We start from the raw sequence: 16,683 nt of genomic DNA, 5'->3' as shown, positions 1-16,683 counted from the left end.
GACGAATCAGCCGAGGTTGTCGATGAAGTCGAAGAGTTCGCGGTCGTCCGCGGCGTCGAGGACCTCGGCGGTGCCGCCCAGATCGGGCTCGCTCGCGTCCTTGCCTTGGAGCTCGCGCCACATCGCCTGCAACTTGAGTGCGATGTCGGAACGGTCCGCAGGCGACAGATCGGCCGCGGCGCAACTGCGCGCCAACGACTCGACCTCGGCCGCGATCCGATCGAAGGAATCGACGTCCGGAGCGATCTCTTGGCGGAGGAAACCGGCGAGCTCCGCAGGGGTCGGATAGTCGAACATCGCGGTTGCAGACAACTGCACGCCGACTGCCGATTTCAGCCTGTTGCGGAACTCCATGACACCGAGCGAGTCGAACCCGATATCGCTGAACGGCTTGTCCGGGGCGATCGAGTCCGCACCGTCGTGGCCGAGGATCGCCGCGGCCTGGGCGCGGATCACCTCGAGGACGATCCGATCCTGCTTGGCCGCCGAGTGGCCCGCCAGTTGTGCCGCCAGATCGGGCGACTCGCTCGGCGTATTACTGACCCGGCGCCGCGACGGCCGTGACAAACCTCGCATGACCGCGCGCAAGTCGTCGGTGCCGACCTCGGAGAGCGCGGACCGATCGACCCGGGCCGCAACGAACTCCGCCCGGCCGCCGGCAAGGGCCGCATCGAACAGCGCCATACCGTCCTCGTCGCCGAGCGGAATGAAACCCTCGCGGCGCAACCTGGCGATATCGGCCTCGCCGAGACCACCGGTCATGCCGGTGCTCGCCCGCCACGGTCCCCATGCCACCGATGTCGCCGGCAAACCGGCCACGTGCCGGTGTTGTGCCAACGCGTCCAGGAACACATTCGCCGCCGCGTAGTTCGCCTGGCCCGGATTGCCGATCACACCCGCGATCGAGGAATAGAGCACGAACGCCGACAGATCCAGATCCTTTGTCGCCTCGTGCAAATTCCACGCGGCATCCACTTTCGGCCGCAGTACCTCCGCGATCCGCTCCGGCGTCATGCCTGCCAGCAGACCGTCGGCCAGCACACCCGCGGTGTGGAATACGCCGGTCAACGGATGCTCCCGCGGGACCGCCGCCAACACTGCATCCAGCGCGGCCCGGTCGGCCGTATCGCAGGCCACCACGTCGACCTCCGCGCCGAGCGCGATGAGTTCGGCCTGGAGTTCGGCAGCGCCGGGCGCGTCCGGCCCACGCCTGCTCGCCAATACCACACTGCGCACGTCGTAAGCCGTGATCAGATGCCGCGCGAGGAGCGCACCCAGTCCACCGGTGCCGCCGGTGATCAGCACGGTGCCGTCGGGCCGCAACGGTGTCGGCACGGTGAGCACGTTCTTGCCGATGTGGCGAGCCTGACTGACATGACGGAACGCTTCCGGCGCCTGCCGCACATCCCACGCGGTCGTCGGCGAAGACGTCAACGTTCCGTCGTCGAAGAGGCCGACCAGAATCCGCATGATCTCCTGCAACCGATCCGGATCCGCTTCCAGCAGCATGAAGCTCCGGTAGCGCACCCCCGGATATTCGGCGGCCACTTCGGCCGGATCACGCCGGTCGATCATGCCCATTTCGACGAATCGGCCGCCGCGCGGCAGCAAGCGCAACGACGCGTCCACGAATTCGCCTGCCAGCGAATCCAGCACGATATCCACGCCGCGGCCCTCGGTCACGTCTCGGAACTTCTGCTCGAAGTCCAGGGTGCGCGAGTCACCGATCTGCGCGTCGTCGAACCCCATGCCGCGCAGCACATCCCACTTGGGCCGACTGGCGGTAGTGAGCAGACGCAACCCCAGGTGCCGCGCGACCTGCACCGCCGCCATGCCGACACCACCGGTCGCGGCGTGCAGTAGCAGGGTCTCGCCGGGTTGTGCGCCGGCCAGGTCGACGAGGCCGTAGTAGGCCGTCGCGTAGACCACCGGAACGGCGGCGGCCTGGGCGAACGACCAGCCATGTGGCATCGGCGCGAGCAGACGGCGATCGGTCACCGCGACCGATCCGACACCGGAGATGAACCCGAAAACCCGGTCGCCCGGAGCGAATTCGGTGACATCGGGCGCGACCTCGAGCACGACGCCCGCGCCTTCGCCGCCGATCCGGGCGTTCGGGTCGGGGTAGGTGCCGAGCGTGACCAGCACGTCACGGAAGTTGAGGCCGACCGCCCGCATGCTCACCCGGACCTGGCCCGGCTCCAGCGGCGCCGTCGCGGCGGGATGATCGCGCAGACCGAAGTTGTCTTCGGTCAATGTGCCCTTGTCGAGCGGCGTGAGGGCCCATTCCGAGGTGCCCCGCAACGCGGAGACCCCGTGCACATCCGAACCCGCGCGGTGCAACCGTGGCACGTGCGTGGTGCCTCGCCGTATCGCCAGCTGGGGTTCACCCTCTGTCGTCACAGCCAGCTCCACCCAGCGCCGATAGTCGACCGACACGTCGATGTCGACCACGAGAATCCGGTCTGGGTGCTCGCTTTGCGCTGTGCGCAGCAGACCCCATGCCGCCGCGGCGGTCAGATTTACGGCCTCGCCGGGATGCACTGCCACCGCCTGGCTGGTCACGACGACGATGGACTGGTCCTGCGTCAGCAACCGCTGCACGCGCGCGGTCAGCGCCGCGACCACATCCCGCGTCTGCACCGGGAGATAGCGTTCCACCGGCGCGGCGTCGAGCCGCAACACCGTCGCCGTCCGGCCCGCGATCGAGACGGTTTCACCGTCTTCGGCGGCACTCCATTCTCCTGTCTCGGTGAACTCGCCCGCTGGGAGCGCGACCCAGTCCACGCCATAGCCGACGCCGTCGGTCCTGCGGTGCGCCGAACCGAGCGAATCGGTCGAAATGGGCCGCAGCGTCAGCGCACCCACCTCGGCCACCACCATGCCCGACGTGTCGGCGAGCGTCACCGCGATCCGGTCGCCCGTCGCGGAACCGGTCGCGGTCGCCCGGACCCGAAGCGCGGTCGCCCCGGTGGCGTGCAGCGCGACGTTCTCCCACGAGAACGGGACGGCCACCGCACCGGCCTGCGGGGCGGGCAGCAGCCCGCCGAACAGGAGCACGTGCAAGGCGGCGTCCAGCAGCGCCGGATGCACACCGAATTCCCCGCCTGCCGATCGGACGGATTCCGGCAGTGCGACCTCCGCGAATACCTCATCGGCACGCCGCCAGAGCGCAGTCAGTCCCTGGAACGCCGGTCCGTACTCATAACCCAACTCCGCCAGATCTGCATAGACATGGTCGATGTCCATCGCAGACGCGCCCGCCGGCGGCCAGCTCGCCATACTCGTGTCGATCGACGGTGTGCCCGCTTGGGTAGCGACTGTCGCGACCACGTGCCGAACCCACTGTGGCGCCTGGTCATCGGGGCCGTCGGTGTGCTCGCTGCGACCGGCTGTGTCGATGCGCACACGCTGCGCTCCATTACCGGAGTCCGCACCACGCGAACGGGAGTACACCGACACCGTCCGCGCGCCCGTCTCGTCCGGCCCGGTCGCCACCACCCGCAGCTCGACGCCACCGGTGGACGGCACCGGCAGCGGCGCCTCGATCACCAGCTCGGCGAGTCGTGGGCACTGCACCATCGTTCCCACATGCAAGGCCAGCTCCACGAAGGCCGCACCGGGCAGCAAGGTCACTCCGGCGACCGTATGGTCGGCCAGCCACGGATGGGCTGCGTGCGAGAGCCTGCCCGTGAACACCACGTCATCGGAATCCGGCAGCCGCACCATCGCGCTCAACAGCGGATGTCCCGCTTCGTCCAGGCCCGATTGCCAGGTGTCCGGCGCGGCGACCGGCTGGAGCCAATACCGCCGGTGTCGGAACGCGTACGTGGGCAACGGCACTCGCGCCACGGAGTGGTCGGCGAACAACGATGTCCAGTCCATGCGGATCCCCGCGACGTCGGCAGCGGCCAGCGCGGAAACGAACTGGGTGGGCTCGTCGGTCGAGCGCCGGGCGGCAGCGAGCGCCGTCGACTTGGCCTCGACGCCGGGAGTCTCGGCAAGACACTGCCCAACCATCGCGGTCAGCACGGCATCCGGTCCGATCTCCAAGAAGCGCCGCACCCCGGTCTCGACCAAGGTGCCGATGCCCGGCGCGAACCGGACGCAACCGCGCACCTGCTCGACCCAGTACTCCGGATCGGTCACCTCGTCACCGAACAGGGCACCCGAGATGTTCGACACGATCGAGACGGTCGGCTGGTGGTAGGTCAACTCTTTTGCGATGCCACGGAACTCGTCGAGCATCGGCTCCATCAACGCCGAATGGAACGCGTGACTCACCCGGAGCCGGGAGATCTTGACTCCTTCCGCGACGAACGCGTCCGCAATCTCGTCGATCGCGGATACCTCCCCGGACAGGACCACCGACGACGGGCCGTTCACCGCGGCCATCGACACCCGGCCTGCGAACCCGGTGAGCACCGCGCTCGCTCGCGCCTCCGGCACCGCGACCGCCAGCATCGCCCCGCCCTCGGGCAGCGCCCCCATCAATCGCCCGCGGGCAACCACCAGGGCGCACGCGTCCGGCAACGACCACACACCCGCCACATAGGCGGCCGCGAGTTCCCCGATCGAGTGCCCGATCAGCACGTCCGGCACGACGCCGAACGATTCCAGCAGCCGGTACAGCGCCACCTCGAACACGAACAGGGCGGGCTGGGTGAACTCGGTCCGATCCAGCAGCGCCGCACCGTCCTTGTCGAACACCAGGTCCCGCAGCGACAGCCCGAGCAGCGGGTCGATCTGGGCGCACACCTCGTCGAACGCCGCAGCGAACACGTCGAAGGCCGCGTACAACCCCGCACCCATCCCAGCCCGTTGCGCACCCTGCCCGGTGAACAGGAACGCCGTCCGGCCCGACCCGACCGTCTCCTCGATCGTTCCCGGTGCACCTGCCGCCAGATCGGCCAGACCGGCCAGCAGCTCGTCGCGATTGCGACCGACGACGGCGCCACGCCGATCCAATCGCGCCCGGGACGTCATCAGCGAGTACGCGACATCCCACACATCCGCGTCGGCATTGCCGATCATCCACTGCCGCAGTCGATCTGCCTGCGCCCGCAGACCCGACTCGGAATCCGCCGACACCAACCACGGAACAACGGTGTCAGGGCGGGGCCGGTCGATGGGCGCAGGCAGCGATGTCTGCACCCGACGGGCCGGTGCTTCTTCCAGGATGGCGTGCACGTTGGTGCCGCTGACGCCGAAGGACGACACCCCCGCACGGCGGACACGCTCGCCGACCGGCCACGGCGCGGCCTCGGTCAGCAACGCGACGTTGCCCTCCGACCATTCCACGTGCGGGCTCGGCTCATCCACATGGAGCGTCTTCGGCAGAGTTTCGTGTCGGAGCGCCTGCACCATCTTGATCACGCCACCGACGCCTGCCGCGGCGATGGTGTGCCCGATATTCGACTTGATCGACCCGATCCGCAGCGGTTGTCCCGCGCGGTCGCGCCCATAGGCGTTGATCAGTGCCTGCGCCTCGATCGGATCACCCAAAGTCGTTGCGGTGCCGTGCGCCTCGACCGCGTCCACATCCGACGGCTCCAGCCCGGCATCGGCCAACGCCGCCGCGATCACCCGCTCCTGCGAGGGACCGTTCGGTGCGGTCAAACCGTTGCTCGCACCGTCTTGGTTCACCGCCGACCCGCGCACCAGGGCCAAGACGTTGTGGCCGAGCCGCTCGGCGTCGGAGAGCCGCTCGAGCACCAGAACACCGACGCCCTCGGAGAAGGCGACGCCGTCGGCCCCGGCGGCGAACGACTTGCAGCGACCCTCCGGAGACAGCCCGCGCTGCCGCGCGAAATCGATGTAGACGTAGGGCGCTGCCGCGACCGTCACGCCGCTCGCCAGCGCCAGCGAGGTCTCCCCCTGACGTAGCGCACGGCAGGCCTGGTGCAAAGCGACCAGGGACGACGAGCATGCGGTGTCCACGGTGACGGCGGGGCCTTCGAGGCCGAGGGTATAAGCCACCCGGCCGGAGATCACGCTATGTGTGGTGCCGGTGAGCCGAAAGCCCTCCAGATCGCCGGTCACCCGATCGTAGTAACCCGAGAAGCACGCTCCGGCGAAGACTCCGGTGTCGCTGCCGCGCAACGAGATCGGGTCGATGCCTGCCTCCTCCAGCGCCTCCCAGGACGCTTCCAGCAGCAGCCGTTGCTGCGGGTCCATCGCGGACGCCTCGCGGGGGCCGATGCCGAAGAAGCCGGCGTCGAAATCGCCTGCGGCGTCGAGGAATCCGCCGCGGCGGGTGTAGATGGTGCCGGGCTTGTCGGGGTCCGGATCGAACAGCCGCTCCAGATCCCAGCCGCGATCGGTCGGGAAAGCTCCGGTCGCGTCGGTTCCGGACGCGAGAAGCTCCCAGAGATCGTCCGGTGATGCGACACCTCCGGGGAACCGGCAGCTCATCCCGACGATGGCGATCGGTTCGTCCGCCCGAACCCGGCGCGGGGCCTGCCGAGCGGGTCCGTCCGCGGTCGTCGGCGCGACGCGGGATCGCACCAGCTTCGCCATCGCCTCCGCGGTCGGATAGTCGAATACCAGGGTCGAAGGCAACTGCATACCGGTGGCCTTGACCAGCCGGTTGCGGAATTCCATGACACCGAGCGAGTCGAACCCGATATCGCTGAACGGCTTGTCCGGGGCGATCGACTCGGCGTTGTCGTGACCTAGGACCGCTGCTGCCTGGGTGCGGATCACCTCGAGGATGATGCGTTCCTGCTCGGCCGCCGGGCGGCCCGCCACCTGCGTGGCCAGCACCGATGACTCGCTCGCGCCGATGCTGACGCGGCGGCGCGACGGCCGCGCCAAACCGCGCATGAGCGCGCGCGGACCGTCGGAACCTGCCTCGGCGAGTGCGGATCGATCGACCCGGACGGCCACGACTGCCGCCCGGCCGACGGCAAGGGCCGCATCGAACAGCGCCATACCGTCCTCGTCGCCGAGCGGAATGAAACCCTCGCGGCGCAACCTGGCGATATCGGCCTCGCCGAGACCACCGGTCATACCGGTGCTCTCCTTCCACAGCCCCCACGCCATCGACGTCGCCGGCAAACCGGCCACGTGCCGGTGTTGTGCCAACGCGTCCAGGAACACATTCGCGGCCGCGTAGTTCGCCTGGCCCGGATTGCCGATCACACCCGCGATCGAGGAATAGAGCACGAACGCCGACAGATCCAGATCCTTTGTCGCCTCGTGCAAATTCCACGCGGCATCCACTTTCGGCCGCAGTACCTCCGCGATCCGCTCCGGCGTCATGCCTGCCAGCAGACCGTCGGCCAGCACACCCGCGGTGTGGAATACGCCGGTCAACGGATGCTCCGACGGGATCGCCGTCAACACTGCATCCAGCGCGGCCCGATCAGCCGTATCGCAGGCCACCACGTCCACGTGCGCGCCGAGCGCGACCAGCTCGGCCTGGAGTTCGGCAGCGCCGGGCGCGTCCGGCCCACGCCTGCTTGCCAGCACCAGTCGCCGCACGCCGTAGTCGGTGATCAAGTGCCGGGACAGCAACGCGCCGAGTCGTCCGGTGCCGCCGGTGATCAGGACAGTGCCTTCCGACCGCAACGGTGTCGGCACGGTGAGCACGTTCTTGCCGATGTGGCGAGCCTGACTGACATGACGGAACGCTTCCGGCGCCTGCCGCACATCCCACGCGGTCGTCGGCGAAGACGTCAACACCCCGGCCTGGAAAAGCTCGACGACGGTCGCGAGAATCTCCCGCAACCGATCCGGATCCACCTCCAACAGCATGAAGGTGCGGTAATCCACGCCGGGATGCTCAGCGGCCACCTGGGCCGGATCGCGCTCGTCGAGATGGCCCATCTCGATGAACCGGCCGCCGCGCGGCAGCAAGCGCAACGACGCGTCCACGAATTCGCCTGCCAGCGAATCCAGCACGATGTCCACGCCGCGGCCCTCGGTCACGTCTCGGAACTTCTGCTCGAAGTCCAGGGTGCGCGAGTCACCGATCTGCGCGTCGTCGAACCCCATGCCGCGCAGCACATCCCACTTGGGCCGACTGGCCGTCACCAATAGACGCAACCCCAGATGCTGTGCCAACTGCACCGCCGCCATGCCGACACCACCGGTCGCCGCGTGCAGCAGCAGTGTCTCCCCGGGTTGTGCCCCGGCCAGGTCGACGAGGCCGTAGTAGGCCGTCGCGTACACCACCGGCACCGCGGCGGCCTGCGCGAACGACCAGCCATGTGGCATCGGCGCGAGCAGACGGCGATCGGTCACCGCGACCGATCCGACACCATCGATGAACCCGAAAACCCGGTCGCCCGGAGCGAATTCGGTGACATCGGGCGCGACCTCGAGCACCACACCCGCACCTTCGACACAGATCGCGTCATTGCCACCCGAATCCATCCCCAAAGCGAGCAGGACATCACGGAAATTCACGCCCGCCGCGCGCAGCGCCACCCGAACCTGGCCGGGCGCGAGCGCCCGCAACACGGCGGGTGTCTCGATCAGCGTGAGGTTGTCTCCGGTCAACGTGCCCTTGCCGAGGTGGGTCAACGCCCACGCCGGAGTCCGCACCAGATCACTCGCGCCCACGCCATCTGCGATGCCGCGGCTCAGCCGAGGTGCATGCGCAGTGCCGCGCCGAACCGCCAGTTGGGGTTCGCCATCCATCGTCACAGCCAGGACGACACCGTGCCGATAGTCGGCCGAGTCATCGATGTCGACCACGCGGATCCGGTCCGGGTGCTCACTCTGCGCCGTACGCAGCAGACCCCACGCCGCCGCACCGGACAGGTCGACCGGCTCCCCGGGATGCACCGCCACCGCCTGCCTGGTCACCACGACGACCTGCTCGTCCCGCGTCAGCAGCCGCTGCACTCGCACCATCAGCGCGGTCACCGCATCACGCACCGCCGCCGGGAGATCACGATCGCCTGCCGCCTCGTCGAGCCGCAGTACCGTCACTACTCGGCCACCGATAGTGGCGGTTTCGCCGTCATCGGCGGGACTCCAGGCTTCAGCTTCGGTGAGCTGCTCTGCATCGGAGCCCAGCGCGACCCAATCCACCTGGTAGCCGGCGCCCTCGCTGCGACGCCGAGACGCACCGAGTCCGTCGGTCGAGAGCGACCGCAGTGTCAGCGCGCCCACCTCGGCCACCGCCATACCTGCTCCGTCGGCGACCGTCACCGCGATCCGCTCGCTCCCGGCCCCCGAGCCGGATACCACCGCCCGGACCCGGAGCAAAGTCGCCCCCGTCGCGTACAGCGAAACGTTCTCCCACGAGAACGGGACAGCCAACTCACCGGCGCGCGGGGCCGGAATCAATCCGCCGAGCAGGATCGGGTGCAGCGCGGCATCCAGCAACGCCGGATGCACACCGAACTTCCCGGCCTCCGACCGCGCCTGCTCCGGCAGCGCCACCTCCGCGAACACTTCATCGTCACGGCGCCACAGCGCCGTCAGTCCGCGGAACACCGGCCCGTACCCGTAACCCTGCTCCGCCAAATCCGCATACGCGCCGTCGATCTCGATCGCAGCCGCGCCGGCCGGCGGCCAGCTCACCATGCTCTGGTCGGCCGACGGCACGTCCGTCTGAGCGGTGACCGACGCGAACGCGTGGCGCACCCACTCGTCCGATCCGGGGCCGTCGCTGAGCTCGACCCGATCGGATTCTTCGGCGCCGCGTGCGCGGGAGTACACCGACACTGTCCGCGCACCGGTCCCATCCGGTCCGCCCGCCACCACCCGCAGCTCGACGGCTCCGACAGGCGGCACCGGTAGCGGCGCCTCGATCACCAGCTCGTCGAGTCGCGGACAGTCCAGCATCGTTCCCACGTGCAGGGCCAGCTCCACGAGGGCGGCGCCGGGCAGCAAGGTCACCCCGGCGACCGTATGGTCGGCCAGCCACGGATGATCGGCTCGCGACAGCCGCCCCGTGAACACCACATCCTGCGAATCCGGCAGCCGCACCAGCGCGCCGAGCAGTGGATGCCCTGCTTCGTCGAGGCCCGCCTGCCATACATCCGGCGCGCCGCTCGGCTGCAACCAATACTGCTTGCGCTGGAACGCATACGTCGGCAGGTCCACCCGAGTGGCGTCCGGGGCCAATGCCTGCGCCGTCACCTCGATGCCGACGCAGTGGGCGTGCGCCAGCGCGGCGGCAACCTGCTCCGGCCCCCCTTGATTGCGCTTCAGTGTCCCGAGCACGGCCACCCGATCGGCCGAGCCGATCGCCCCCGCTGTCAGCTCGACGCCGATCGTCAGCACCGGATGCGGACTCACCTCGATGAAAGCGTTCACCCCCGCGCGCTGCAGCGCTTCGACCGACTCGGCGAAGCGCACCTGCTCACGCAGCCCGCGATACCAATACCCCGCATCCAGCGTCTCGGTATCGACATAGTCCGCGACCACGGTCGAAAAGAACGGCACCGAGCCCGATACCGGCGCCACCGCAGCCAGCTCCGCGAGCACCCGATCCCGGATCGACTCCACGGCCCTCGAGTGCGACGCATAGTCCACCGGAATCCGTTTCGCCCACACGCCGTCGGTCGCGCACGCCGCCAAGAACTCGTCCAGGGCCGACGATTCCCCCGACACCACCGTCTGGGCAGGGCCGTTCACCGCCGCCACGGAAAGCCGGTCCCCGAAACTCGTCAACCGCTGCGCGACTGCCTCGGCGGCCGAACCCACCGACACCATGCCACCGGCGCCCGCGAGCTCCTCGGCGACGACCAGGGAACGAAGGGCTACCACCCGCGCTCCATCCGACAGCGAAAGTCCGCCCGCAACAACGGCCGCCGCGATCTCACCCTGCGAGTGCCCCACGACCACCGCGGGTTCCACCCCGTTCGCGCGCCACACGCGCGCCAACGAGACCATCACCGCAAACAGCACGGGCTGAACCACATCCACCCGGTCCAGCAACGCCGCGTCCGCCTCGCCGCGAAGCACAGCGGTCAACGACCAATTCACGAACGGCGCCAACGCCGCCTCGCACTCCGCGATCGCGTCGGCGAACACCCCACCCGCGGCCAGCAGCTCGCCGGCCATCTCGGGCCACTGGCTACCCTGCCCCGGGAACACGAACGCCACCCGGCGCGCCGCGGCGCGGCCCGAGACCACGTTGTCTGTGCCCTTGGCGGGCCGTGACTCGGCCAAACTCGCCAGCCCGGCCGTCAAGTCGGTCAGCTCCCGCCCCACAACCGCGCTGCGCCACTCGAACTGCGAGCGGTGCCGCAGCAACGAGTGCGCCACGTCCGCGGCATTCACGTCTTCGTGCGACTGCAACCATTCCTCGAGCCGAACAGCCTGTTCCCGCAATGCCTCCGGACTTCCCGCCGACAATGTCCACGACAGGACGTCGGAACCACCGGCACCCGAATCTCGTTCGACTACAGCAGGTTCGGTCGGGTTCGAGGGCGGCGCCTCTTCCAAGATCAGGTGCGCATTGGTGCCGCTCATACCGAACGAAGAGACTCCAGCACGACGGACCCGGCCACGGGTGAGCCATGGCTCCGCCTCGGTCAACAGCCGCACCGACCCCACCGACCAGTCCACATGCGGCGTCGGCGCGTCGACATGCAAAGTCTTCGGCAGGGTCTGCTGCCGCAGTGCCTGCACCATCTTGATCACACCGCCGACGCCTGCCGCGGCGACCGCGTGGCCGATGTTCGACTTCAGCGATCCGATCCGCAGTGGCTCCGCGCGGTCCTGGCCGTAGGCGTTGATCAGTGCCTGCGCCTCGATCGGATCACCCAAAGTCGTTCCGGTGCCGTGCGCCTCGACCGCGTCCACATCCGACGGCTCCAGCCCGGCATCGGCCAACGCCGCCGCGATCACCCGCTCCTGCGAGGGACCGTTCGGTGCGGTCAAACCGTTGCTCGCACCGTCCTGATTGATCGCGCTGCCACGCACAACCGCCAACACATTGTGGCCGAGGCGCTGCGCGTCCGACAGCCGCTCGACCACCAGCACGCCGACCCCCTCGGACCAGGTCACGCCGTCGGCGGCAGCGGCGAACGCTTTGCTCCGTCCATCGGGCGCCAAGCCCCGTTGGCGCGCGAAGTCGATGTACAGCCGTGGGCTCGCGGAGATACTCACGCCGCCGGCAAGGACAAGGGAAGCCTCGCCCCGGCGCAGGGCCTGGCAGGCGAGGTGCAGTGCGACCAGCGACGACGAGCACGCGGTGTCGACAGTGACCGCGGGCCCCTCCAGCCCGAAAAGATAAGAGACGCGACCAGAGATCACGCTCGGCGAGGTCCCCGTCAACCGGAAGCCTTCGTGCTCACCGGTCACCGCGCGCGCGTAACCCGATGAGATCGCGCCGACGTAGACGCCGGTGTCGGTGCCGCGCAACGCGGCGGGATCGATCCCCGCGTCCTCCAGAGCTTCCCAGGAGACTTCCAACATCAGCCGCTGCTGTGGATCCATGGCCGCCGCCTCGCGCGGGCCGATACCGAAAAAGCCCGCGTCGAAAGCGCCGGGGTCGGTGAGGAATCCGCCTTCTCGGGTGTACACGGTGCCCGGCTTGCTCGGATCCGGATCGAACAGCCGCTCGAGATCCCAGCCGCGGTCCGTCGGGAACTCAGTGATCGCATCGCGGCCCTCGGCGAGCAGGTCCCACATCTGCTGGGCCGAGGCGACACCGCCGGGGAAGCGGCACCCGATTCCGACGATCGCGATCGGTTCGTCGGAGCGGGTGCGGCGGGCGGCGCGCCGCTTGCCGAGGTCGACACCTTCGAGCAAGGAACGCACCAGCCGGGTCACCGCCCGCGGCGTCGGGTGGTCGAATACCAGCGTCGTCGGCAACTCCGTGCCGGTGGCCTGCACCAGCCGATTGCGTAGTTGCTGACCGCTGAGCGAATCGAATCCGAAGTCGGTGAACGGCTGGTCGGGATCAATAGCCGCGGCGGAGTCGTGGCCGAGGACTGCCGCGGCCTGCTCGGCGACCACCGTGAGCACCAGGGCATCGCGTTCGGACTCGGAGGTGGCGAGCAAGCGGGGCGCGAGCGGACCCGTGACCACAGAATTCCGCCTACGCGCGGGAACCACGGCGGCGGGCGAATCCGGCGCCGACGTCGCGGCCATCTCGACCGGATGCAGCAGCAGCGACTTGATCGCGAGAATCGGTGCGCCGTCCTCGGCGAACGCCGTGACGCGAAGGGTGTTCGTATCCACCCGGTCGAGGCGAACCCGCGCCGCCTCCGATCCGGGGCGGTACAGCCGAATATCGGTGAGCGACAGCGGCATTGCAAACGTGTTGCTGTCCGCTTCCGATCCGTCGGCCAGTTCGTCGACGGCCGCATGCAGCATCGCGTCCAGCAGAGCTGGATGCACGCCGAATCGCCCGGCCTGATCACTCACCGTCGCGTCGAGCGACACTTCGGCGAAGACATCGTGACCCCGCCGCCAAGCCGCTGTGACTCCTTGGAATGCCACCCCGTAACCGAAACCGCGCGCACCGAGGCGGTCATACATTTCCGCGGCTGCCACCGGCTCGGCTGCGCCGGGCGGCCAGTCGCCGTCCACCGAGAGCGGTGCGTCACCGGTGTCGGGGGCGAGCACACCCGTCGCGTACCTGGCCCATTCCTGGGTCTCGACCTCACCATCGGACGCCCTCCCGTCACCCGATCCGTCGAGGAGCTCTGCGCTGCCGCTGTCGGGCCGGGCATGGATCGCGAACGTCCGTCGACCGAGGTCGTCCGGCGCTGCCACACTCACCTGGATGGTCAGCGCCTCGGCGATCGTCGGCAGTGGTGACTCGATCCGCAGTTCCGTCACCGAGCCTGCGGCCACTCGGGCGCCGACGCCCAACGCGGCTTCGATCAATACGGCCGCCGGCACGACGGGCGACCCGAGGATCACGTGGTCGCCGAGCCATGGATGGGCAGCGCGGGTGAGGCGGCCGGTGAACAGCCATTCGTCCCGGCCCGCGACCGGCACCGCAGCGCCGAGCATCGGATGATCCGGATGGATCAACCCGGCGCTGCTCACATCGCCCGCGCCCGGGCCGACCGAGTCACCAGGTGTCCACCAGCGCAGCCGCTGGAACGCATAGGTGGGCAGGTCGATTCGCGTCGCCGCCCTGGCGAGCGCCGCAGGCGGTACATCGATACCGACGCTATGGGCGCGTGCGAGTGCCGCCGCGAAATGTTCCTGGCCCCCGTGACCGCGTTTCAGGGTGCCGACAACGGCCACGCGGTCGGCAAGACCGATCGAGTCGGCAGTCAGCTCGACGGCCATGGAAACCACCGGGTGCGGACTCGTCTCGACGAATCCGTTCACCCCGGAACGCATCAGGGCCTCGATCGATTCGGCGAAGCGCACCGGCTCCCGCAGCGACCGATACCAGTACTCGGCATCCAGCGTCGATGTATCGACGTAGTCGGCGTACACCGTGGAGAAGAAGGGGATAGAACTCGCCCTCGGTCGAACCGGCGCCAGTTCCGTCAAAATCCGATCCCGGATCTCCTCGGCCATTTTCGAGTGTCCGGGCCAGGTCGCCGGGACACGCTTCGCCCAGACTCCGTCGGCCGCGCATTGCGCAACGAACTCGTCCAACGCCGCCGACCCGCCCGACACCACCGTCTGTGCGGGCCCATTGATCGCCGCCAATGACAACTCGTCCCCGAACGGCGCCAACCGCTCGAGGACCGCCGCGGTGGACAGACCGACCGCGGCCATCGCACCCTTGTGGATGAGCACCTCGGCCCCAGCTCGGGAGCGCAACGCGATCACGCGCGCCCCGTCCGACAAAGACAACGCGCCGATGACGACGGCCGCCGCGACCTCGCCCTGCGAATGCCCGATGACCACACTCGGTTCGACGCCGCCGGCGCGCCAGAGCCGTGCCAGCGAGACCATGACGGCGAACAGCACCGGCTGGACGACGTCCACCCGGTCCAGCGACGCAGCTCCTGGTTCCCCCCGCACGACATCGGTCAACGACCACTCGATGAACGGCGACAACGCCGTCTCGCACTCGGCGATCGACTCCGCGAAAACGCCGCCCGCAGCAAACAAACCCGCAGCCATCCCCGGCCACTGGCTGCCCTGACCCGGAAACACCATCGCCACTTGCCGCGACGCCGCGCGACCTGACACCACCGCGGACTCCGCGAGCTCAGCTGAGTCGGCTCCTGGCTCGGCCAACGCCGCAAGCCCGGCCTTCATGGCGACGAGATCACGACCGACTACCGCACTGCGCCACTCCAGCTGCGTGCGCGATCGCAACAACGAGTGCGCCACGTCGGCGCCATCCGCCTCCGGGTGCTCGTCCAACCAGTCCCGCAGCCGAGCGGCCTGTCCCCGCAATGCCTCCCGGCTCCTGGCGGACAGTACCCATGACAGAACCTCCGAGCCGCGAACAGGCGCGGCATCGACCGTCGGAACCGCGGGCGCTTCCTCCAACACCACATGCGCATTGGTGCCGCCCATGCCGAACGCCGACACCGCCGCCCTGCGGACTTCCGCCGAGGGCCAATCCTGCACACCGGTCACAACCCGCAACCTCGACGCGTCGAGCGAAATCCTGGGGTTCGGAGCGCGGAAGTTCAAACTCGGCACGAGTTCTCGATGCCGCAGGCACAGCACGGTCTTGATCAGACCCGCGATCCCCGCGGCGGCCTCGAGATGCCCGATGTTCGTCTTGACCGATCCCACGGCAAGAGGTCCGTCCTCGGGCCGCGCCGCACCGTAGGTGTCGCCGAGCGCTGCCGCCTCCACCGGATCGCCTGCCGGGGTGCCGGTGCCGTGCAATTCGACATAGTGCACCGACGAGCCTTCTACGCCGGCCGCGGCGAGGGCCGCCCGGATGACCGACGCCTGCGACGCCGCGCTCGGCGCGCTCAAGACCTGGCGCTCATTGCCGTTGTTGACCGAACTGCCGCGGATCACGGCATGGATCCGATCGCCGTCGGCGACGGCTCGCCACAGCGGCTTGAGCACGATGATGCCGCCGCCTTCACCTCGCACGATTCCGTCGGCGCTCTCATCGAAGGTGCGGCACTTACCCGACGCCGAGCGCGCACCGAATTGTGCGATGCGTTCACCGCTCAACGGCGAGAGGATGAGGTTCAGCCCGCCGGCCAGTGCCACATCGCATTCGCCGTTGCGCACCGATTCACAGGCCAGGTGCACCGCCACCAGCGACGACGACTGCCCGCTGTCGACGACGAGGCTCGGGCCGGTGAACCCGTACTGATTGGAGATGCGGTTGGCGACGACACCACGGCCGACGGCCCACAGCGAATGCCTGCCGACACCGGGCTTGCCCTGCGCGGCCGCTACTTCGGCGAAATCGGTTCCGGTGGAGCCGAGGAACACCCCGGCCCGCGCGCCGGCCAGGTCGCGGTAGCCGGCGTCCTCCAGCGCCTCCCAGCTCAGCTCGAGACCGAGCAGCTGCTGTGGATCGATCGACCGTGCTTCGTTCGGTGGCACGCCGAAGAAGTCGGCGTCGTACTCCGACGCCGAGTCGAGGAATCCGGCTGTCTCGTCGATTCCGGGGCGGTCGGCGGGAGCGGATCCGATGGCATCGCGGCCCTCGCGCAGCAATCGCCAGAACTTCTCGAGGTCGGCAGCGCCCGGCAGCCGGCACGACATTCCGACGATAGCGATGTCATTCGCTCGTTCGACCATTGGGAATTCCTCATCTTCACGCTTGGTACTTCAAAACCAGCCACGTCAGTGGTTATTGCGAATCGCTATTGC

1 protein-coding gene is annotated in these 16,683 nt (G+C 68.9%); it reads right to left on the bottom strand.

Annotated elements, in window-relative coordinates:
• Nucleotides 1–6: 6 nt before the first annotated feature.
• Nucleotides 7–16,611, bottom strand: coding sequence for a type I polyketide synthase (locus ACLMAL_RS05200; RefSeq protein WP_411998017.1), 16,605 nt, complete (start codon nucleotides 16,609–16,611; stop codon nucleotides 7–9).
• Nucleotides 16,612–16,683: the final 72 nt, after the last annotated feature.

This window comes from Nocardia sp. CWNU-33 (assembly GCF_046764895.1).
Lineage (GTDB): Bacteria > Actinomycetota > Actinomycetes > Mycobacteriales > Mycobacteriaceae > Nocardia.
This window is presented reverse-complemented; position numbering and strand designations above follow the sequence as displayed.